Origin of the sequence: Metamycoplasma equirhinis, from assembly GCF_006385185.1 — a bacterium.
Taxonomy (GTDB): Bacteria; Bacillota_I; Bacilli_A; order Mycoplasmatales; family Metamycoplasmataceae; genus Metamycoplasma; species Metamycoplasma equirhinis.
On sequence record NZ_VFIX01000002.1, the window covers coordinates 1 to 20909 of the forward strand.

Annotated in this window: 18 protein-coding genes and 2 rRNA genes; 16 read left to right on the forward strand and 4 right to left on the reverse strand. The window is 28.7% G+C overall.

Going from position 1 to position 20909, the window contains the following annotated elements; genetic code table 4:
• The 11 genes from FJM08_RS00620 to FJM08_RS07285 all read left to right on the forward strand — a co-directional run.
• Window positions 1–127 (forward strand): 23S ribosomal RNA (locus FJM08_RS00620); the annotation flags it as partial.
• Between the two features lie 194 nt (window positions 128–321).
• Window positions 322–1407, forward strand: a complete 1086-nt coding sequence (locus tag FJM08_RS00625) for a zinc-binding metallopeptidase family protein (RefSeq protein ID WP_140031288.1) — start codon at window positions 322–324, stop codon at window positions 1405–1407.
• A gap of 13 nt (window positions 1408–1420) precedes the next feature.
• Window positions 1421–1819, forward strand: coding sequence for a tRNA (adenosine(37)-N6)-threonylcarbamoyltransferase complex ATPase subunit type 1 TsaE (gene tsaE, locus FJM08_RS00630; RefSeq protein WP_140031289.1), 399 nt, complete (start codon window positions 1421–1423; stop codon window positions 1817–1819).
• A gap of 2 nt (window positions 1820–1821) precedes the next feature.
• Window positions 1822–2370, forward strand: a complete 549-nt coding sequence (locus tag FJM08_RS00635; protein ID WP_140031290.1) for a hypothetical protein — start codon at window positions 1822–1824, stop codon at window positions 2368–2370.
• Window positions 2370–3299, forward strand: coding sequence for a tRNA (adenosine(37)-N6)-threonylcarbamoyltransferase complex transferase subunit TsaD (gene tsaD / locus FJM08_RS00640; protein ID WP_140031291.1), 930 nt, complete (start codon window positions 2370–2372; stop codon window positions 3297–3299). Before FJM08_RS00635 ends, tsaD begins: the two co-directional genes overlap by 1 nt.
• A 34-nt stretch (window positions 3300–3333) precedes the next feature.
• Window positions 3334–3888 carry a ribosome biogenesis GTP-binding protein YihA/YsxC gene (gene yihA / locus FJM08_RS00645; protein WP_140031292.1) on the forward strand — a complete coding sequence of 185 codons (555 nt, stop codon included), beginning with the start codon at window positions 3334–3336 and terminating at the stop codon, window positions 3886–3888.
• 47 nt (window positions 3889–3935) lie between these two features.
• Entirely contained in the window at window positions 3936–5915 is a 1980-nt protein-coding gene (locus FJM08_RS07270) for a GGDEF domain-containing protein (RefSeq protein WP_140031293.1), read from the forward strand.
• On the forward strand, window positions 5896–6333 hold the full coding sequence (gene rplI / locus FJM08_RS00655; protein ID WP_140031294.1) for a 50S ribosomal protein L9: 438 nt from the start codon (window positions 5896–5898) through the stop codon (window positions 6331–6333). Before FJM08_RS07270 ends, rplI begins: the two co-directional genes overlap by 20 nt.
• A 32-nt stretch (window positions 6334–6365) precedes the next feature.
• Window positions 6366–7823 (forward strand): replicative DNA helicase, encoded by a 1458-nt coding sequence (dnaB, locus tag FJM08_RS07275; RefSeq protein ID WP_140031295.1) that lies wholly within the window; start codon window positions 6366–6368, stop codon window positions 7821–7823.
• Window positions 7824–7829: 6 nt separating this feature from the next.
• The gene (locus tag FJM08_RS07280; protein ID WP_211331330.1) at window positions 7830–8930 is read left to right on the forward strand and encodes a YitT family protein; all 1101 of its coding nucleotides are present in this window, start codon (window positions 7830–7832) and stop codon (window positions 8928–8930) included.
• A gap of 88 nt (window positions 8931–9018) precedes the next feature.
• Window positions 9019–10512 carry a YitT family protein gene (locus FJM08_RS07285; protein ID WP_306769757.1) on the forward strand — a complete coding sequence of 498 codons (1494 nt, stop codon included), beginning with the start codon at window positions 9019–9021 and terminating at the stop codon, window positions 10510–10512.
• 31 nt (window positions 10513–10543) lie between these two features.
• On the opposite strand, the gene FJM08_RS00675 is transcribed toward FJM08_RS07285, so the two are convergent.
• Together FJM08_RS00675 and FJM08_RS07290 are read right to left on the reverse strand one after the other, a co-directional pair.
• Window positions 10544–10993 (reverse strand): RpiB/LacA/LacB family sugar-phosphate isomerase, encoded by a 450-nt coding sequence (locus FJM08_RS00675; protein ID WP_140031296.1) that lies wholly within the window; start codon window positions 10991–10993, stop codon window positions 10544–10546.
• A 12-nt stretch (window positions 10994–11005) separates the two neighbouring features.
• On the reverse strand, window positions 11006–11473 hold the full coding sequence (locus tag FJM08_RS07290) for an L-threonylcarbamoyladenylate synthase (RefSeq protein ID WP_140031297.1): 468 nt from the start codon (window positions 11471–11473) through the stop codon (window positions 11006–11008).
• Between the two features lie 40 nt (window positions 11474–11513).
• Between FJM08_RS07290 and mutM the strand changes: the two genes are divergently transcribed.
• Both mutM and FJM08_RS00690 read left to right on the forward strand, forming a co-directional pair.
• Entirely contained in the window at window positions 11514–12341 is an 828-nt protein-coding gene (gene mutM, locus FJM08_RS00685) for a DNA-formamidopyrimidine glycosylase (RefSeq protein WP_140031298.1), read from the forward strand.
• A complete protein-coding gene (locus tag FJM08_RS00690; protein WP_140031299.1) occupies window positions 12342–12590 on the forward strand; it encodes a Smr/MutS family protein in 249 nt (82 codons plus the stop codon). It begins immediately after the preceding gene.
• Between the two features lie 448 nt (window positions 12591–13038).
• Here FJM08_RS00690 and whiA read toward each other — a convergent pair whose 3' ends face one another.
• Window positions 13039–13878, reverse strand: a complete 840-nt coding sequence (whiA, locus tag FJM08_RS00695; RefSeq protein WP_140031300.1) for a DNA-binding protein WhiA — start codon at window positions 13876–13878, stop codon at window positions 13039–13041.
• Window positions 13879–14007: 129 nt separating this feature from the next.
• Window positions 14008–14112, reverse strand: a 5S ribosomal RNA gene (rrf, locus tag FJM08_RS00700).
• Between the two features lie 224 nt (window positions 14113–14336).
• Between rrf and parE the strand changes: the two genes are divergently transcribed.
• The 3 genes from parE to FJM08_RS07305 all read left to right on the forward strand — a co-directional run bounded on the left by parE (window position 14337) and on the right by FJM08_RS07305 (window position 20853).
• On the forward strand, window positions 14337–16256 hold the full coding sequence (gene parE / locus FJM08_RS07295; RefSeq protein ID WP_140031301.1) for a DNA topoisomerase IV subunit B: 1920 nt from the start codon (window positions 14337–14339) through the stop codon (window positions 16254–16256).
• Window positions 16257–16262: 6 nt separating this feature from the next.
• Entirely contained in the window at window positions 16263–19064 is a 2802-nt protein-coding gene (locus FJM08_RS07300; RefSeq protein WP_140031302.1) for a DNA topoisomerase (ATP-hydrolyzing), read from the forward strand.
• A 250-nt stretch (window positions 19065–19314) separates the two neighbouring features.
• Entirely contained in the window at window positions 19315–20853 is a 1539-nt protein-coding gene (locus FJM08_RS07305) for an endonuclease (protein WP_140031303.1), read from the forward strand.
• The last annotated feature ends 56 nt before the right edge of the window (window positions 20854–20909 follow it).

The following is a 20909-nucleotide window of genomic DNA, read 5'->3' on the forward strand; positions in this document are numbered from 1 at the left end:
GGGAAGCCCCCTCAAAGATGAGTATTCCCTTTAAATTCCTTATAGACTATGAGGTTGATAGGCTGGAGGTGTAAGTGCAGCAATGCATTCAGCTGACCAGTACTAATAAATTGAACGGTTTAATAGTAAATTCTATAGTGATTTATCTAAAATTGCGATATTCAGTTTTCAGGGAACAAAATTTATTAGGCGCAATGCCTAATTTTTATTTCCCAATTTTTAAAAATTAAGATAAAGTTAGTAATTAACTTATAATTTATTTATTCTTAAATTAAAAAGTATTTTTAATTCTATTAAAGAATTAATGAAAGGCAAAATATTATGGCTAATAATTTGGAATTTAAAAAAAGATTAATAAAATATATGGAAATTGAGGCAATGTCACGTTATGAAGAGCCGGTGGCACAAGAATTAATTAATTCAATAACTAATAAAAATTTTGAAATAATAAGAGATAATTTTGGATCAGTAATTTTTCATAAACAAGTAAGAAGCAAAAATGCTCCTAAAGTGATGATTGCAGCACACATGGATGAAGTTGGATTTATGGTTAGAAACATTGACCCCAAAGGTCAAATTTTATTGTCACCAATGGGTGGAATATGACCCACTACTGTAATAGGGACAAAAGCTAAATTAGTGACTGATAGTGGAAAAGAATTTTTAGGTCTGTTTGGCCATACAAGTATTCATATTATGCAACCAAAAGAAATTGAAAAGGCAATTACTAATGATGAATTATATGCTGATTTTGGATTTAAAAATTACGAAGATGCAATTAACCAGGGTGCAAGCGTTGGTGATTTAGTATATATGAGTGGTGAAACGATTTTATTTGCAAATGAAGACTTGATTGGTGGCAAAGCTATGGATAATCGTGCAGGTATTACGACACTTGAATATATTGCTAAATCAATTGAAAATTTAGAAATAGATATTGATTTATATTTAGTTGGTACCGTTCAAGAAGAAGTTGGCACAAGAGGAGCAAGAACTAGCGTTTCAATAATTGATCCTGATGTAGCTATTGCATTAGATACATGCGCTTCACACGATACTATTGGAACAATTGCGGGTAACACGGCCTTATTTAAAGGTGCCGCTTTAAGAGTCAAAGATAAAGGAACATTAATGGATCCTAAACTTATTAAATTTTTTCAAAATATAGCGCAAAAAAATAATATTCGAGCATATAAATTTGTTGCAATGGGTGGCGGCACAGATGCACATGAAATGCAATATGCAAAGGGTGGAGCAGCTACATTAACTATTTCATTACCACAAAGATATTTACATAGTCCAATCGGAGTTTGCGCAATAAGTGACTTAGTTGCTGCTGGAAATTTGATTATTGAATTTATTAAATGTTTTAATAAACAAGAATGGGAAAACATTAAATATAAATAAAAGAGGTTTAAAAATGTTAACTAAAAAATTCTGTTTTGTAAACGGCGAAAAATTAGATAAATTAATCGATTATATTTTAAACATTAAAAATTTAGAGGCAATTTTATTAACTGGAGAATTAGGCGCTGGTAAAACTACGCTAACATCACAAATAGCAAAAAAATTAGGTGAAACCAAAGCGATTATTTCGCCAACATTTAATACAATTATAGTTTATGATAAATTAGTTCATATTGATGCTTATAAATTGAAAGGCGATTTGTTTGCATATGAAGATTATTTTGAAAATAAATTAGTAATAATTGAGTGAGCTAATAACGTTAAAACCAATTTTAGAAAATTTCTCGAAATAAACGTTACTCTAGATTTAAAAGGCAACCATATTTTCGAAATAATGAAAGAAGTATATTAGAAATGGAATTATTTGTTGAAACTTCACTATCTGATTTATATCTAGCAATAATTAAAAACAACAAAATTATCGATAAAATTTGTGAAAAAGATTTAGTTAAGAAAACCGATGAGTTTTATTTGAAGTTAAATTTATTGTTTGAAAGAAATAAAATTGATATAGATTCAATTAATGAAATCTATATTACTTTAGGTCCAGGCAGTTTTTCTGGAGCTAGAATTGGACTTTTATTTGCTAGAACTATCTGTCAAATTTCAAATAAAAAATTATTTATTGTTCCAACTTATAAATTATTTGAGATGCAAAAAAAAATATTGAAACAAGATTTCAATCAAATTAAAATTAAAGCAAATAAATACAATAATTATTTAATAAAATTAAATTCAAATTTTAGTTGTGAATTAGTAGAAAACAATAATGATTTTGATAAATTTGACTATCAATTATTTGAAAAAAAATTGCCTAAATATAAGAATATTTTTACGCAATGTCTTGATGTTAATGAAGTAGAGTTGCTTTATTTACATGAACCACAAATAGGAGGCAAATAATGCTAATATTTGCTATTGAAAGTTCACATGATGATACTTCATTTGCCTTATTAGAAAATAATAAAGCATTATGAATGAAGACAATTACACAAATTGAAATTCACAAACAATATGGTGGAACAGTGCCAGAAATTGCTTCGCGATTGCATGTAAAAAATATCGGTATTTTAATTCGAGATTTGCTTAAGGAAATTGATATAACAAAAATCGATTTAATAGCATACACAAAGGAACCAGGACTTATTGGCTCACTTCATGTTGGACATATGGTTGCAAATGCTATTGCTTTACAGTTAAAAAAACCAATATTACCGTTAAATCATCTTCAAGGTCACTTTTATTCTGCATTTATTGAAAGGGAAGTCGAATATCCTGCACTCGGTTTACTAGTTTCCGGAGGTCATTCTCAGTTAATGCTTTATAAGACCAAAGACGAATATGAAATTATTGGCGAAACACAAGATGATGCAGTTGGCGAAGTATATGATAAAATTGCCAGAAAATTTGAATTAGGATTTCCTGGTGGTCCACTAATAGACAAAATTTGGCAACAAAATTGTAATATTTATATTGACACTTTTACAATTCCCCAAACACAAAACGAGTTCAATTTTTCATTCAGCGGATTAAAAACGCATGTTATAAATTTATACAATAATAAAATAAATCGAAAAGAAAAAATTAACATTAAAGAATATGCTACCAAATTTCAAAATACAATAGTTCAATACTTAAAAAATCATATGCAAAAAGCAATTGAAATTTATAAACCTAAGTGTATAGCTTTAGTAGGCGGTGTGAGTGCTAATTTTGCTATAAGGGAAATGATGCTTACATTACATGATAAAGTTTATTTACCTGAATTAAAATATTCAACTGATAACGCAATGATGATCGCTAGATTAGCTTATGAAAAGACTAGAAAATAAGGTTTTATAGCCTTATTTTTGTATAATTTTTTACATGTGAAAATATTTAAAAAGTACTTCAAATGAAAATAGCTGGAAGGAATTTGAAAATGAAAATCAAATGATTTTTTGAGGTCGCTCTAATGTTGGGAAATCAAGTTTAATTAATTCATTAGCTAAACAAAAAATCGCCAAAACTTCTTCTACGCCGGGAAGAACCAAATTAATAAATTATTTTCTTTCTGATAGTAATAAATTAGTTATTGATTTGCCAGGCTATGGTTATGCCGCAATAAGCAAAAAAGAACAAGAAAAAATTGCTAGAATAATCGATTTCTTTTTTAGAAATAGCAAGGCTCAAAAAACTGTTTGTGTCTTAATTGATTGTAAAGTTGGTTTTATGGCAATAGATATAGAAATGATTAATTATTTATACTCTTTAAATATTAAAATAGATGTTTTTATTACAAAAATTGATAAAGCAAATCAATCACAAAAATACAAAGTAAAAAAACAAGCACTAGAATTAAATCCAGAGATTAATATTTTTATGGTTTCTTCAATTAAAGCGCAAGGCATCGAAGATATCATAGAATTTTATTCATTATAATAAGTGGCTAAACAAAAGGTCGTTTTTTATATTATAATTTATATATTATGCAAAAAAAAGATAAGTTTAAATTACGAATAATTCTTGAGGTTATATTTTTATTTATATTACCTTCAATTTTATTTTATACATTGATTTTATTGCCACAGATTCCAATAAAAAATTCGATTAGATTAACTCTATCAATCGTATTCATGGTTTATATAATTTGTTTAGGCATTTATTCATGAATTTCGTTAAACTCATATTTAAAGAAAGTTACTATTGCTAGAAATTCACTAAATTTTTATATTCAAAGAGAAATTGGACAATATGGTGTAGGAGCAATTAGCTTTCTTGATACAGGAAAAATAGTTTGAATGTCTTCCTTTGTTGAGTCACGTTTTACAACAAATATTTTAGGCAAAAACATTAAAGAAGTTTTTGGCATCAATGAATGAAATAATAACAATTTAGAATTTAATTTTAAAAAAGAACATTATGAATATGAAACTCATATTTCTTTTGAACATAATTTAGTACTTATTAAAGATATTTCAATTCAAGTTAATCTGCTAAACGATTATAAAAGACAAAGATGCGTTTTTGGTGAATTGAGTATTGATAATATGAATATTTATCAAGCAACATTATCTCAAGAGGAAATTTTTAAATTATATGCTGTTGTTATTAATAGATTAGATGACTTATCCAAAAAAACAAACATTATTTATCGTCAATACGAAAACGGTCGTTTCTTTTTAATTCTAAATCAAGAAATTTTAGAACAATTAGAAACTAGAAGATTTCACGATTTTGAATTGCTTAAAAACAAACAAATTATTAAAGGTGTTAATATCACAGTTTCAATTGGTTTTTCATATGGTTTATATAAATTTAGTGTTTTAGAGCAATTAGCAAAAGAAGCACTAATTCAATCACAGGCACGTGGTGGCGATCAAATTACGGTTATGACACAAAATGAAAAACCTCGTCATTATGGATCTAGTTCAGAAATCGAAATTAACTTATCGAGAACAAATGTTAACTATTTAGCTAAAAACTTGATTGCAAAATTAAAATCAAATCGAATTAGAAAAGTTATTGTCTATGGCCACAAAGATGCTGATTTAGATGCGCTGGGCTCAGCATATGGAATATATTCGCTTGCAAAATCATATGGAAAAGAAGCATATATTCAAAATAAAACATTTGACCAAACAACCAAAATTGCTATGAAAGGAATCGTTAAAGGAGAAAAAAATATACTATTTATTTCGCCTAAGGAAGCAACAAATCTTAATGACGGTTCAACATTGGTTGTTTTATGCGATACTTCTGATGAAATGAGAATAGAAAATTCCAATGCATTTTTAAATATCATTAAGGAAAATATATTTGTAATTGACCACCACCGAATTGCGCGAAATCCTTCTTATGCAATTCATGAAAATTCATATGTTGACTCTTCTGCTTCATCGGCTTCAGAAATTGTTACCGAAATTATTGCAATAACCAACAATAAGGACAGAATAAATTCTAAAGTTGCTCAAGCATTATTAGATGGAATTTATTTAGATACAAATAATTTTCAAAAACAAACAACATCCAAAACTTTTGCAGCTGCTTCGATATTACAAGAATGAGGCGCTAAAATTAATTTATCAGTTAATGCTTTAAAAATGAATGAAGAAATGTTTGAATGCGTTCAAAAATTAACGGAAACAATTTCAGAGGTAACTGATGGTTATTATCTAGCATATCAAGATATGGAAGTTCCAATTGATATTATTTCAATTGCAGCAAATGAAATTCTTCGTGTTAATGGCAGAAAGGCTGCTTTTGTTGTTGCTAAACTCCCAAACAGCAAAAAGTATAAATTATCAGCACGTGGAGTAGAAACTAATGTTCAAAGAATAGCTGAATTAGTTGGTGGAGGTGGTCACTTTAATACAGCTGCCGCCGAAACAGAAGAATCTTTAGACACATTTATTGGAAATATTAAACAAGCGATTGTGAGTGTAAAAAATGAAAGTAATATTAATTAAACAATACGAAAAACATAAAGTAAATGAAATTATTGAGGTAAGTGACGGTTTTGCTAAAAACTATTTAATCAAAAATGGCTTCGCCCAACCTATTAATAAACAAACATTAGCAAATTTAGAAAGAGTCAAAAATAATTTAGCAGAAAATTTAGCTGCCGAAATTGCTGAAGCTCAAAAAATTAAAACAGAAATAGAAAAATTAAATCTTATTTTTACTTTAAAATCAAACGGAAATATTGTGCATGGCAATATTACCAACAAAGCAATTGCAAAAGAATTATTGAAAAACAATATCAAGATTAATGCACATGCATTAAGTAACGAAGTTTATAACACCTTCGGCAACCATAAAATATTTGTAAAATTGCATGATAAAGTAACCGCAATATTAGCAATTACTATTATTGAAGAAAAATAAAGCACAAAAAACTAAATGCAGGAGGATATAACATGGCAAAATTAACGGAATTAACCGCCAAGGAAGTTGCAATTGCAAACAATGAGTCTTCGCTACTAGGTTTAATTATTAATCGCAACGATGCTTATTTAAAAATAAGTGAAACGATTAACTATAAAATGTTTCACTTTACTAATAATCAAATTTTATATAAAGCGATTTCAAATGTTTATGCCTCTTCAAATGTTTTTGATGTTGCTAACTTAATTAATTATTTAAGTAGCGAAAAAATAATTGATCAAGTGGCTGGTTTTGGCTTTTCTTCTATTGATTATATTGGATTTTTAACCCAAAATTCAGGACATATTGATGAGATTCATAAATATGCCAAAAGCATTATTGAACAATACAAGACTGACGAACTAAACAAACTTTTAGAAAAGAACACTAAACTTATTAATTCTAATAAAGAAAAATTTAATATTAACGATTTAATTGCTAAAATTCAAATTAATTTACTTAATTTAGATATATCTGAAATTAATGCTACATATGCCCGAGTCGGTGATGTGGCCGAAAAACTATATTCAGATATTATGAATAACGAACAAACTTCTACCGGCCTTGGCTTAATGTGAGGTTTCCCCAAAATTGACGAATTAATTTTAGGTTCAAATCCTGGTGACTTAATTATTTTGGCGGCTCGACCAGCAATGGGGAAAACAGCTTTTGCTTTAAATATCGCCGCTAACGTTGCAAAAGCAAACAAAACTGTATTGTTTTTTTCATTAGAAATGTCAACCGAACAATTAGTTCAAAGAATGCTTGCTATTGCTTCATTAACGCCAATTAATTTGTTACGAAAAAAAGAAATTAAAAGTGAGAATGCAAAATCACTTTATTGAACTGTTGAAGAAATGAAGAAATGAAAAATGTTTTTGTCGGATAAGGCCACATTGACAATTTCAGATATTACCACAATGGCAAAACGCTACGCCCAAACTAATAAAATTGATTTAATTGTTGTAGATTACTTGCAACTAATAGCTGATTCAGTACATTCAAATTCAGAAAATAGGCAACAAGAAGTAGGACGAATTTCTCGTGCTTTAAAGCAATTAGCTCGTTCGTTAGAATGTCCCATTATTTCATTAAGCCAACTAAGTAGAAGTGTTGAAAAACGAGAAGATAAAATGCCAATTTTATCTGACTTGCGTGAATCAGGAAATATTGAACAAGATGCTGATGCGGTTGTGTTTTTATATCGTAAAGATTACTATAATAAACAAAAAACTGATAATAGTCAAATTTCTAATGATTCAAATCAAGGTGGGTCAGAATCCTTAACAAATGTTATTGTTGCAAAAAATCGCCACGGTGCTACTGGTGTTGTCCAATTACTATTTCAACCTGAATGTAACCGCTTTTTCTATGAACCTGAAATGATTAAAGACAAACAAAATCAAGAAAAGCAAAAATTATTTGTTTCAAAACAGGAGGAAGGATATTAATAGATAATGAAATTACAAAAGCAAAAAAATAATTATATTGAGTTTGATTTAAATCCTCAAAAAATAAATTTATTAAACGTCTGGAAAAAGTATCCTAAAAAAGTACTTTGAATGTTTGTTAGTGCATTTTTATATAATATAGCGATTGCCGTATTTTTAAAAAAAGCTGCAACAATCGCAAGCGGAACATCTTCGCTTGCACAAATAGTAACTTTTTTAGCGCCCTCAACAGCTTCATATTATGGACTATTTTATGTATTAGTTAATTTACCACTGATGTTTATTTTTTGACGCAAAAACCCCCGCTTATTTATGATATTAACCTACTATTGAATGTTATTCCAAGTTTTAATTCAATTAATATTCATAAATTACAACGGAAATAGTCCAATTGTAAAATTCATAGATTCTGGTCTTTCAATTTATAAACCAAACGGTCCTGGAAGTTATTGGGATCCATTTGGTAGCACAGTGGCTGGAGCTAATGGTGCAGTGTGAAATCGTGAAACTTGACCCGTTATTGTTTATGCTGCGCTAGGTGGTGTGTGTGAAGGATTTGCCTCAGTTATTGCTTGAAGGCAAAAAGGTTCAATCGGTGGTACATCTGTAATTTCAAACTATATCGCTTATAAAAATAAAAAACCAGTTGGAAACGTATTTTTAATTGTTGCATTATGTTTTTCATCAATTTCAACAATAATTGTGGCTTCACTTGAAGCAACCGGAAACATTGCGGGCCGCGAATGACGTAGTGAACAATTTATTGTAAGAATCATGGGAACATTTATTTATCTATTTATCTTTACAATAATTGTTAATAAATTCTATCCAAAATACAAAAAAGTGAAAATTGATATTTATACAAGAAAGCCAGAGCTTGTTGCGGAAGCATTCAAAAAATCAGGATATGTTCATTCATTTAACTTATTTGCTGGCGTTGGTGGATTTTCACATATTGAGTTTGGCAAAATTGAAACAGTTGCTTTATATCTTGAACGAGACATGATAATAGAGGAAGTTAAAAATGTTGATAAAAACGCCTGAATTACAATTTCAAATATTCACGGAATTGTTGGCGAATTTGATACCTCATATGTAGAGGTTTAGAAATTGCAATTGTTGCAATTTTTTAGTATAAAAATTGAAACAGATTTTAAATTAATATTTAAAAATAAATGTAAAAAGCATTTTAAAAATGTTATTATTTTATTTACAAGAGGCAACTATGATTAGCAAAAATCCTGACCACGAGCAAAAAACTAATTCTATTCATAAATTACTTGGAAACGATGAATATAAAGAATTAAAATACATTGAAAAATTAGCCAAGAAAAGAAATAAAACAGGAATACAAATTGATCCAAAATCTATTAATCCATATAATTTAAATTTTTTTAATATTTGAATTAAATTTCCAAAAAAAATGTTTTTTATTTTTGTTTCGGCAATTTTATATAATGTTGGTGTAGCAACATTTTTAGCAAAAGCAGCCACGGTAGCAACTGGTGTTTCAGCACTTGTACAATCAATAACTTATACAATTACTGTTACCGCGCCATATTTTGCCTATATATACTTGGCGTTTAATTTACCTCTCATAATAATTTTTTGAAAGAAAAACTCTCGCCTATTTATGCTTTTAACAACTTATTGATTGTTATGACAAGTCGTTTTTCAATCATTTTTACTTATTCCTTCAATTAGAGATTTTTTTGATAAGATATCAATTTATTATATTAATTGATATTCGCCTAAATCAGGGTATGGAAATTCTTTAAAAGCTCTAATTTCTTGAGATGTTTATGGAAATTATGCAGTTAAATATCAAGAATTGTTTAATAATTTGCCTTCTTCAATAATATTTAAAAATCATGACACATATTCAATATCAGAAATTCAATCAATTATTCAAGCATATGCAAATAAAACTTCATGAAACTCGCTTAGCTTTGAAAATGTAGCTAATTTATGAGAAGAAATGAAATCAACTAAACATCCATTAGGCAATTTAGGCGAATATACAATTTTAGAAATTGCACAATTAAGCAAATTTAAACTAGAATTAGCAAATGGATTTAATAATCCAACATGGCCAATTATAGTATTTACGGTTATTGGTGGGATTGCTGCTGGTTCGGCTGGGGGAATTGCCTGAAAAAACTCAGCAAGTACAGCGGGTAGCGATTTTATTGTCTATTATGTTTCTAAGATGAAGCAAAAAAGTATTGGCCAAATTTCTACCATAGTTGCATTATGTTTCGCAGGATTTTCAATACTTTTAATTTCGGCGCTAGAAATAGCTGGAGTACTATCAAATGGTAAACCAATTAATTACGGAGCATTACTGTTAAGAGCTATTTGCACAATTGGATACATTTTCTTATATAACTCATTACTAGAAATTATTTATCCTAAGTATAAGAAAATTAAAATTGAGATTTATACAAAACGTGCCGATGATGTGATTAGACACTTTAAAGAAATTAATTATTGACACGCTTATAATATTGATCATTTAACGGCGGGATATACTAATACAGAAACAGTGAAAATTGAAACTTTTGCCTTATATTTAGAACAAAATATGATTCGTTACGAAGTTTTAAAAGCAGATCCTGACGCTTGAATTACCGTTACAAAAATTCATAATATTTTTGGCGGACTCGATACTTCAAAAATTGAAATTTAAAAAAAGCAAGCTTTTATATGTTTGCTTTTTTTTATTCACCAACTTCATCTAATTTATTAATTCGAGGAATATGTCTATTACCTTCAAATTGGGTTTTTTCTCATTCGTTAAATATTGCTTCAATTTCATCAGAAGTTAATAATCTCCCACCCATGCATAATACATTAGCATTGTTATGCAATTTTGCTAATTTAGCTTCTTGAACATTAGCAACTCTCGCACATCTAATTTTTTTAAAACGATTTAGAGCAATGCTAATTCCGATTCCTGAGCCACAAAAAGCAACATAGCGATTATTTTGAAAATCATTATCAGCAATAATTTCTTTAGCGAAATTTATTCCAATTTCTGAATATGAAACTGAAGTTTCTGAATTTTCCGATCCTCTTAATTCAACTTCATATCCTTTAGCTTGAAGACGTTTAGCAAGTTCGATCTTTGCTAAATGGCCACCGTGATCACTTGTTATTTTAACCTTCATAATATATATCCTTTATTTTCTTAGAATTTCTCCGGTTTCGACACGAATAACTTGACTTGCCTGTTGTGTCATGTCACCAAAATTATATATGTTATCTATTTCAGGAAATAATTCTCTTGCGTTTTCTATAGTTTTGCAAACTGGTGCATTTGATAGATTACAACTAGTCATATATACTGGTCCATTTTTTTCTAAATAATCCAATAATCCCTTTTGGTTTGGCATTCTAAATCCTTGATCATTTACCACTAAGGTAGTGGCACCTGGTCAATATTTTTTTGCCAACATTTCAGCTTGTGAATTTCATTCCTTAAATTTTCTAGCTTGCGTAATTGAGGAAACTAAAATTATAAGTTTTTTTCTACGATCTCTCCCCTTAATTTCGTAGATTAAATCTTTAACCTCATTACATACTTTTCCACCTATTCCAATGACTGTGTCAGTAGTGGAAATAAATAATTTATTATATTTATTTGGCATATTTGTATTATAACAAACTATATACATATATAATGAATATATGCCAGAATTACCAGAAGTCAAAGTTGTTTGCAATGCATTAACTAAAAAAGTGTTAAATAAAGAAATACAATCGCTAAATATTATAAAATCCAAACTATTTAAAGAATATGATTCAAGTGTATTTGCAAACACCTTAAAAAATAAAAGAATACTAAAAATCACTAACAAGGCCAAATATATAATTTTCGAGTTATCAGATGAAATAATTTTGATCTCACATCTACGAATGGAAGGAAAATATCGCTATCTTTCTTCACAAACTTCAGAAATCCCGAGACATCTTATGGCTTATTTTATTTTTTCCGATCAAACGATTTTACAATATTTAGATAGTAGAATGTTTGGAACTTTTTATTTACGAGATAAAAGAGATTATCTAAATAAACTTCCACTATCAAAAATTGCGCCTGAAGTGAATTCTTTGTTCGCAAAACAAGTTTTCGATAAAATCAAAAAATCAAATACTGCTATAAAAACAAAACTTTTAGATCAAACAATTATTTCTGGTTTTGGAAATATTTATATTGATGAAGCGCTATTTACAGCTAAAATTAATCCATTAACACCATGTTCTCACTTGTCAGAAATTGATGTAATTAAAATTCTTTCTGCTGGAGAACAAATAATGAATGAAAGTTTTAAAAAAGGTGGAACTACTTTATTTTCATATGAAAGTTTAAATAATCAAATTGGCAATTATCAAAATTTTTTAAAAGTTCATAGTGATAAATTAAAATTTTGTAGAACTTGCAACACAAAAATTCTAAAAATTAAAGTAAATGGACGTGGCACATATTTTTGCCCTACATGTCAAAAGGAGCGATAAATGAATTTTGATTTTTTTCCAAAACAAATTGACCTTCACGGTCTTAGAACATCCGAAGCAATTTCCACTGTTTTAAACGCTCTATATGAACTTGAAAACGATAGTCCCAATCAAAATTATCTTGACATTGTTGTTGGTGTTGGAACGGGTGCACTTAGATTATCAGTTGAAGAGCTTTTAGATAACGAAAGCTACAGATATGAATTTACCAATTCAAATAAATCTTCTATTAGAGTCTATAAAAAATAAATAGTTAAAATACTTCAATAAATTAATGACAACTTTTTTTGTTTGAAACGAAAAAAAATTGCTTTTTTAAAAATTTCCATTTTTTTTCTATAAGAAATATTTCGTTAAATATCATTTAAATATATATAAATGAAATGAAATAAAAAATATTAGAAAATAACAAAAAAATTTTAAATTGCTTTAGCTACGTTACGATTTTGCCTATTGCTTTTGTAGCCGTAATATCAGCTAAAATTGAAACAAGCGCGAAAAATAAAAAAGTCGAAAACCAACAAAAATTTATTGAAAAACCAAAAAAGATTTTATATGTAATTTTTATGAAATTCAGAATCGGTCAAGATAAGACTAAACTATTACACAAAATGAGTTTTTTTGGGGGGCTAGAATGTAATATGAAGCGCAATAGTGTGCTTCGTATTACATTCTAGGGCACTATACAAATAGTGCTTTATTTATTTTTAGTGTCAAATTTTTCGGCAATTTTCTTTAATTTCATTAATGTGTGGTTAAAACCGGAACGTGATTTGTAAATTTTTTGCTTTATTGCAAGCTGCGTCAATTCAGACAAACTTGAATCCAGATTTTCCTTTTTAATTTTAAAAAAACGCAATTCTTCCGGACTAAATTTTTCCTCTAAATTGTTTTCCTTAATAAATTTCAAATTATGTAAAAATAAAACATTGGCCTGAGCAATTCTTTCTTGATTATAAATATCAAAATTAGTTATTCGATTTATATTATTTAAATAATCCCTTTCAATTTTTGAAACTTCAAATTCATAATATGAGTCAATAGCTTCAATTGCTTTTAGAAAGTCACAAATATCTTCTAATTTTTTGACATAAGCAATATATTTGCTACGTCTTTCAATAATCTTAAAATTTAGATTATGATCATTTAAAATCTTGACAATCGCTTTTGCGTTTTCTTCTTCAAAAAAGTTTAATTCTAAATGATTATAGACACTTTTAGAATCACTAATTGATCCACTTACTAAAAAGATTCCAGCAAAGAAATCGCGTTCTTTTTTTATCTGTGTGCTTTCAATTAAATTTATATCAATATCTATTGAATTTTTTTGACTAACTTCAAAATTTATTTTTAAGCTTAGCAATATTTTTTTTAAAAATTCATATATCTCTAAATTATTTAAAATAACGTGTGCTTGATTATTTTTAATTTTGGCGCTAGTGACAATCCCATTAAGTAAATTTAATTTTTGACTTTTATTTAATTGGCGCGCCATTATTTCTTTCTTGATATTTAAGGTAAATGATCCACTATCCATTTTGTGCCGTCCTATTATTAAGTTTAAATAAATTTATTGCCTATTTATCCTATATTTAAATTATAGAAAAATATTCTTGCAATTAATAGCTTTCATATTTTTTAACTTAAATTAAGAATAAAAAAATAAAAAAAGCAATGACCTATTTTCCCATACGGTATCGTCGGCACTGAAGGGCTTAACTGCTGAGTTCGGAATGGTATCAGGTGGAACCCCTTCGTTGTGATTGCTTATGTTTAATATTATATACATAAAAAATTTTTTTGCATAAAAAAAATAAAAATTTTTCTCCTCATAGCTTTTTTAAAATAAAACAAAATTTTCGTTCTCAAAAATAGCTTAAAATATATTTTTTTGAAATTTGTATGCTGATTTTATATTTTGGATTTAATTCAAATTTTCACTTGCTTTTCACTATTTTTTTATTATATTTTATAACTAATTTATAATTAATTATTATGAGCATGAATAATTACGACGCAAATGATTTGAAAGTACTAAAAGGACTAGATGCTGTAAGAAAAAGACCCGGAATGTATATAGGTTCAACTGATAGTACTGGTCTTCACCATTTAATATGAGAAATTGTTGATAACTCAATTGATGAAGCGCTTGCGGGCTTCGCTACAAAAATAAAAGTTGTTTTAAAAGAAGATGGCTCGGTAATAGTAGAAGATAATGGCCGCGGTGTTCCGGTTGATAAACATGAATTGGGCAAAAGTGGTGTTGAATTGGTTTTTACTGAACTTCATGCCGGCGGTAAATTTAGTGAAGGTGCATATAAAACGAGCGGTGGGCTGCATGGTGTTGGTTCCGCCGTTGTTAATGCTTTAAGTTCTAAACTAGAGGTTACAGTTTATCGCGATAAAAAAGAATATTTTACTTCATTTGAACAAGATAAAATAATTGACAAAACTAAATGTTTGGGTGCAACAACAAAACAAGGAACAATGGTTAGGTTTTGACCTGATGTAGCAATTTTTAAGAAGTCAAAATTTTCATCGGAAATTGTAAAAGAAAAACTGCGTGAGTCAAGCTTTTTAATTTCAAATATTAAGATTCACTACATTAATGAATTGACAAACGAAAATATTATTTTTGAAACCGAAGAAGGGATTAAAGAATATATCAAATTTGTCGGTGAGGGCAAACAATTTATTAGTGAAATTTTTTATGCTAAAGGACTATCAGCTAATGGAATTGAAATTGAAACTTCGTTGGTTTATACCGATAATTACAACGAAACAATTTTTAGCTTTGTAAATAATGTTAAAACTCGTGACGGTGGAACACATGAAACCGCCTTCAAAACAGCCTTAACTAAAACTATTAATGAATATGCCGTTAAGAACGGAATTTTAAAAAATAAAATAACATTTGAAGGTAATGATATTCGTGAAGGAATCATCGCTGTTGTATCACTAAAAATTCCTGAAAGCATATTGGAGTTTGTTGGTCAAACCAAAGATAAATTAGGTACACCAGAGGCTCGTGAGGCTGTGGAGAATTTTGTTTCTGAAAAATTTACTTTCTTTTTGAATGAAAAGAAACAAGAGGCTGACAAAATTATTCAAAAAATAAAAAAAGCATACGAAGCTAAAATTGCGGCTCGTAACGCTCGTAACGAAGTAAGAAAAGCAAAATCAAAACTAGAAAACAGAAAAATATTATCAGGTAAATTAACGCCTGCTCAATCAAAAAATCCCGCACTAAAAGAATTATTTTTAGTTGAAGGTGATTCGGCAGGTGGATCTGCTAAATTGGGACGCAATCGCGCTACGCAGGCTATCCTTCCATTACGAGGAAAAGTTATTAATACTGATAAGGCAAAAATAACAGATGTTTTAGGAAATGAAGAAATAGCAACAATAATTAACACAATTGGTGCTGGTATTGGCGAAGATCTTAATTTAAAAAACTCGCAATATAACAAAATCATTATCATGACCGATGCGGATACAGATGGTGCTCATATTCAAGTGCTTTTATTAACATTTTTTTGAAGATATATGAAAAAACTTATTGAAGCTGGCATGGTTTATATAGCATTACCTCCCCTATATAAAATTTCGATTAAAAATGCTAAAGGCAAACAATTTTATGCCTGAGATGACGATGAATTGCGTGACATTACTTCTCAATATACTAATTATGAAATTCAACGTTATAAAGGACTAGGCGAAATGAATGCTGATCAATTGTGAGAAACAACAATGAATCCCGAAACACGTTCAATAATAAAAGTTACAATTCAAGACGAGGGTCTTGTTGAAAGAAATGTAAGTACACTCATGAGTGACGACGCTACAAAACGTAAATCATGAATTAATTCACATGTTGATTTTTCAAACGAAGACGATTTTAAAATTAATAAGTAGGCTCATATGAATAAAAATAAACGAGAAGAACTAGAAAAAATAATGCAAAATGTTATTGAAAAAAACATGGTTGATATAATGAGCGACCGTTTTGGAAAATACTCAAAATACATTATTCAACAAAGGGCTATTCCTGATTCACGCGATGGATTAAAGCCAGTTCAAAGAAGAATTTTGTATGCAATGTGAAATTTAAAACTAAAAAATAAAGAACCATTTAAAAAATCGGCCCGCATTGTTGGTGATGTAATTGGTAGATATCACCCTCACGGTGATTCTTCGGTATATGAAGCACTAGTCAGAATGTGTCAAGAATGAAAAAGTAACTATCCATTAATTGAAATGCACGGTAATAAAGGTTCAATTGATGATGATCCAGCTGCCGCAATGCGTTATACTGAATCCCGACTTGAAAAAATTAGCGAATTAATGCTTAAAGATTTGGATCGTAATGTTGTGCCATTGGCACCTAACTTTGATGACTCAGAATACGAACCGATTGTTTTGCCTTCGTTATTTCCTAACTTACTAATAAATGGTGCAAAAGGTATTGCTGCGGGATTTGCGACCGAAATTCCTCCTCACAATTTAAATGAAATAATTGATGCGATTATTCAATTGATAAAAGAACCAACTACAAAAATAGAAGAATTGTTGCAAATTGTAAAAGGACCCGATTTTCCAACTGGCGGAATAGTTCATGGGCTATCCGGCATTGAAGATGCGCTTAGAACCGGACAAGGAAAAATCTGGCTTTCTTCAAAATACAATTTTGTTTACAATAAAAGCAACAAAATTACCGCGATTGAAATTACGGAAATTCCTTTTGGTGTTGTTAAATCAAAATTAGTTGCTGATATTGACACAATCGCAATAGATAAAGTTATTGCAGGAATTAAAGAAGTGCGTGATGAATCCGATCGTAATGGTATTTCAATAATGCTGGAACTTGAAGAAGATTCAAATCCACAAGCAATAATTACTTATTTAATGAATAAAACCGATTTACGTATTAGTTATAACTATAATATGGTCGCAATTGATAATAATGCACCTTGTTTATTAACTTTAGAATCCGCTTTAATAACCTATTTGCAACATTTAAAAGCAGTAAACACAAACGGAATTAAATACGATTTACAAAAATATAAATTAAGACACGAAATTGTTGAAGGATTTATCAAAGTCGCTGAAATATCTGATAAAGTTATCAAAGTTATTAAAGATAGTGATAATTCGAAAAAAGGTGTTATTGCCGCTTTAATGGCACATTTTGAGTTTAGCGAAATTCAAGCAACTGCAATTGCTGAATTGAGATTATATAAATTATCACGAATGGATCAAATCGAATTTCAAGAAGAAAAACTTGAGCTTGAAAAGAATATCGCTCGTTGCAATTTACTTCTAAACGATTCACGCGAATTTGATAAATTCATAATTAGTCAACTAAATGAAATTAAAAAAGAATATGGAGCGGCTAGAAAAACCGAGATTTCATTAGATAAATTAAAAACTGAAGTTGACCATAAACTACTTACGAAAAATGAAGATTTTTATTTCTTTATTTCGCAACAAGGCTATATTAAAAAAATTAGCCTTAAAATGTTTAATTCTAATGAATTTAGTACTTATAAATTAAAAGAAAATGATTCATTACAATACTATGACAAAATTAATTCACTTTCAAAATTAATTTTCTTTACGAATTTGGGAAACTTTTTTATAATAGAAGCTCATTCATTGCGAGATAATTCTTGAAAAGAACTCGGCGATCATATTTCATCATATAATTCACTTGAATCAGATGAAAGAATTATTCGTGTAATGGAAATTACTTCATTTGATAGTTATATTGAAATTGTCTTAATTTCTAAATATGGTTTTGGAAAAAAAGTTAAAATATCAGAATTTAATAATAAATTAATTTCAAAAAAACGTACTTGTATGGCTTTTAAGAATTTAGATGATGAACTTATTGATGCTAAGATTGGAAATGGCGAAAAAGACATTTTTGTTTTATTAAATAATGGTTGTTATTATCTAATAAACGAATCGATTTTTAATAGTTCTTTAGCTTTAAAAGCACAAGGCATAAAACTATTTCCAAAATTGCAAACTAAAGATAAAGTTTTCGTTTCTGCATTCGCAACCACTTTAGTAATTAATTCGGTTATTTTATTAACCGAATCAGGTTACGCAAAACAATGGAATATGCGCGAAATTCCTACTGTGCAAAGATGAGGCCGCGGCTCTAAATTATTTAATATATTAAAAAACGTAAATTTAACTCCAACATCATTTGAAGTTAAAACAACTAACTTAGAACTATTTTATACAAATAAATCAAATGAACTAATGCAATTGGAATTAGAGGATCTTAAAAAAGATCGTACTAAAGGTGACAAATTAATAAAACTCACATATGATTTTGAAAACTCGGGTTCTCTAATCCAACATATTAAAATCAATGAATTAAAAGACCCTGATTTAGAATCACAACTAGAAATTAGTAACGAATTTTTGCGTCAAAAAGAATCGGATAAAGACTATTCTTTAACAGTTGAAACTTCACTTTTGAAAAGATACTATCAATTGCCAGTAAAACAAGAAGACAAGGAATATCAAGATATTGAACAAGTTACACTTTTTGATCCTGATTTTGTTGAAGCAGATATTGAAAATAATGAAAAAAGCCAAATTAATGAACGCAAAGAAAGTAAACTAACTTTTAAAGAAAAAATGCAAGCCTTAGATGAAATAAATGTTGACGATTTGCTAGAAAAAGTAAAGCAAATTAAGAAAAAATAGATATAATTGAATAATTATTTACAACATTGTTGATAAAGGAGCAGTCTATGAGAAAAGATGTTAGATTAGCTAATAAAGTTAAAGCTGAAAAAAGACAACATAAATTAGCACTTGAAAAAGCTAGAGATGCTAGAAGAGCTCAAAAACAAGCAGCTCAAGGAAAATAATTGAAATAAGCAAACGAAAGGAAAGAATTATCAATTCTTTTCCTTTTTATTTTGTACAATTCTAATACTAAAGGAGAAAAAAAATGAAATTTAAAAAAATGCTCTTAACATTAGGGTTAATTACTACAATGCCATTGCCTATTTTCATGGCTTCACGCTGTCAAAATACAAAGAAATTTTTAGAAGATAAAATTTTAGATAAAAAGAATGAAGATTCAAAAAAGGATAATGAACAAAACCAAAAAGAAAATGATTCGCTACATAAGATGCCTGAAAATGACGGCAATTTATCAGCACAGGAAAATTTAGATGTTTGAGCCAAATATGCTAATAATATAATCTCGTTAAATTTCAATGCTCAGGAAGAAATAAAATCAGCAATAAATAATTCCAAAAATTTATATTTTTCGTATAAAAAAAATCAGTTGGCTTTTTCTAAACAAAACCCAAAAGGTAAAAGGAATTGAGAAAAATTGAATTATTGTATGTCAATAAAAGTAACTTTACCCCAAAACTATCAATTAGTTTCGGCTCTAGAACCTCAAAAAGAAAATAAATTAAATTCAAAATTAGAATGAAGTTACGATAAAAATGAAAACAAGTTAATTGTTGAATACAAAATTGCCAAATTTGACAAGAGCGGCAATAACTTAATAGCAAAAGAGAAAAATATTTCAAGTATAGTAATTGATTTTAATTCTACACCTAATCCTAATCCCAACGAAGAAGAAACACCTAAAATTGATGATACGACGCCTTTTGCCGGGCAAGCACCAACATTAGATAATGATCACCGTTTGGAATATGATAATTCTAATGATTTTTATAAGTCGCTTGATGGTTTAAGCGGCCAAGAACTTCGCAATAAATTATTTAAAATACAGGCCAATAATCGATACACTAGTCTAGGATATGGCGATTTATTTAAAACTTATAAAGATGCTTTTTTAGACAAATATTACGAAAAAGATAATTCAGTTTTAGATATTTATGGAGAAAATCCAAATGGAGATGATCCTTTTGTTTTCTATCACGGAAATTTTCAGGATACAGGTAATACAGAAGGCAAAGGAATGAATCGTGAACATTTAGTTCCTCAATCATGATTCGCAAAAGAAGATATGATGAGAAATGATGCGCATCATGTTTGGCCAACAGATAAAAAAGTCAATGAAGTGCATTCAAATTATCCATATGGAACCGTAAAAGAAGTGAGATATATTTCTAAAAACGGCACAAAAATAGGCTTATCAAATGAAGATGGACAGAAGGTATGTGAACCAATAAATGAATTCAAAGGCGACGTTGCTAGAGCTTATTTATATTTTGTATTTACATACGGCGATAAAAATTTAGAACAAAATTCTCAAGCAAGTAGAATTTTTCAGAAACAAAATGGCAAAGAAACAATTAAAAAAGCATTCCTAATAACACTATTAGCATGAAATTATAAAGATAGTATTTCACAATTTGATTTAGATAGAAACAATGGAATATATAAGCATCAAAAAAACCGCAATCCGTTAATTGATTATCCTGAACTTGTTAAAGTGCTTTTCGAAAATGATGATACTTTTGTGTTTCGTAACAAAGGTGTTGCAGTTAAGTTGGTTTCTAAGTAAAAATTTTTGCTTTTGTTTAATGAGGAAAATGTTATAACGGAATTTTCAAATTCTAA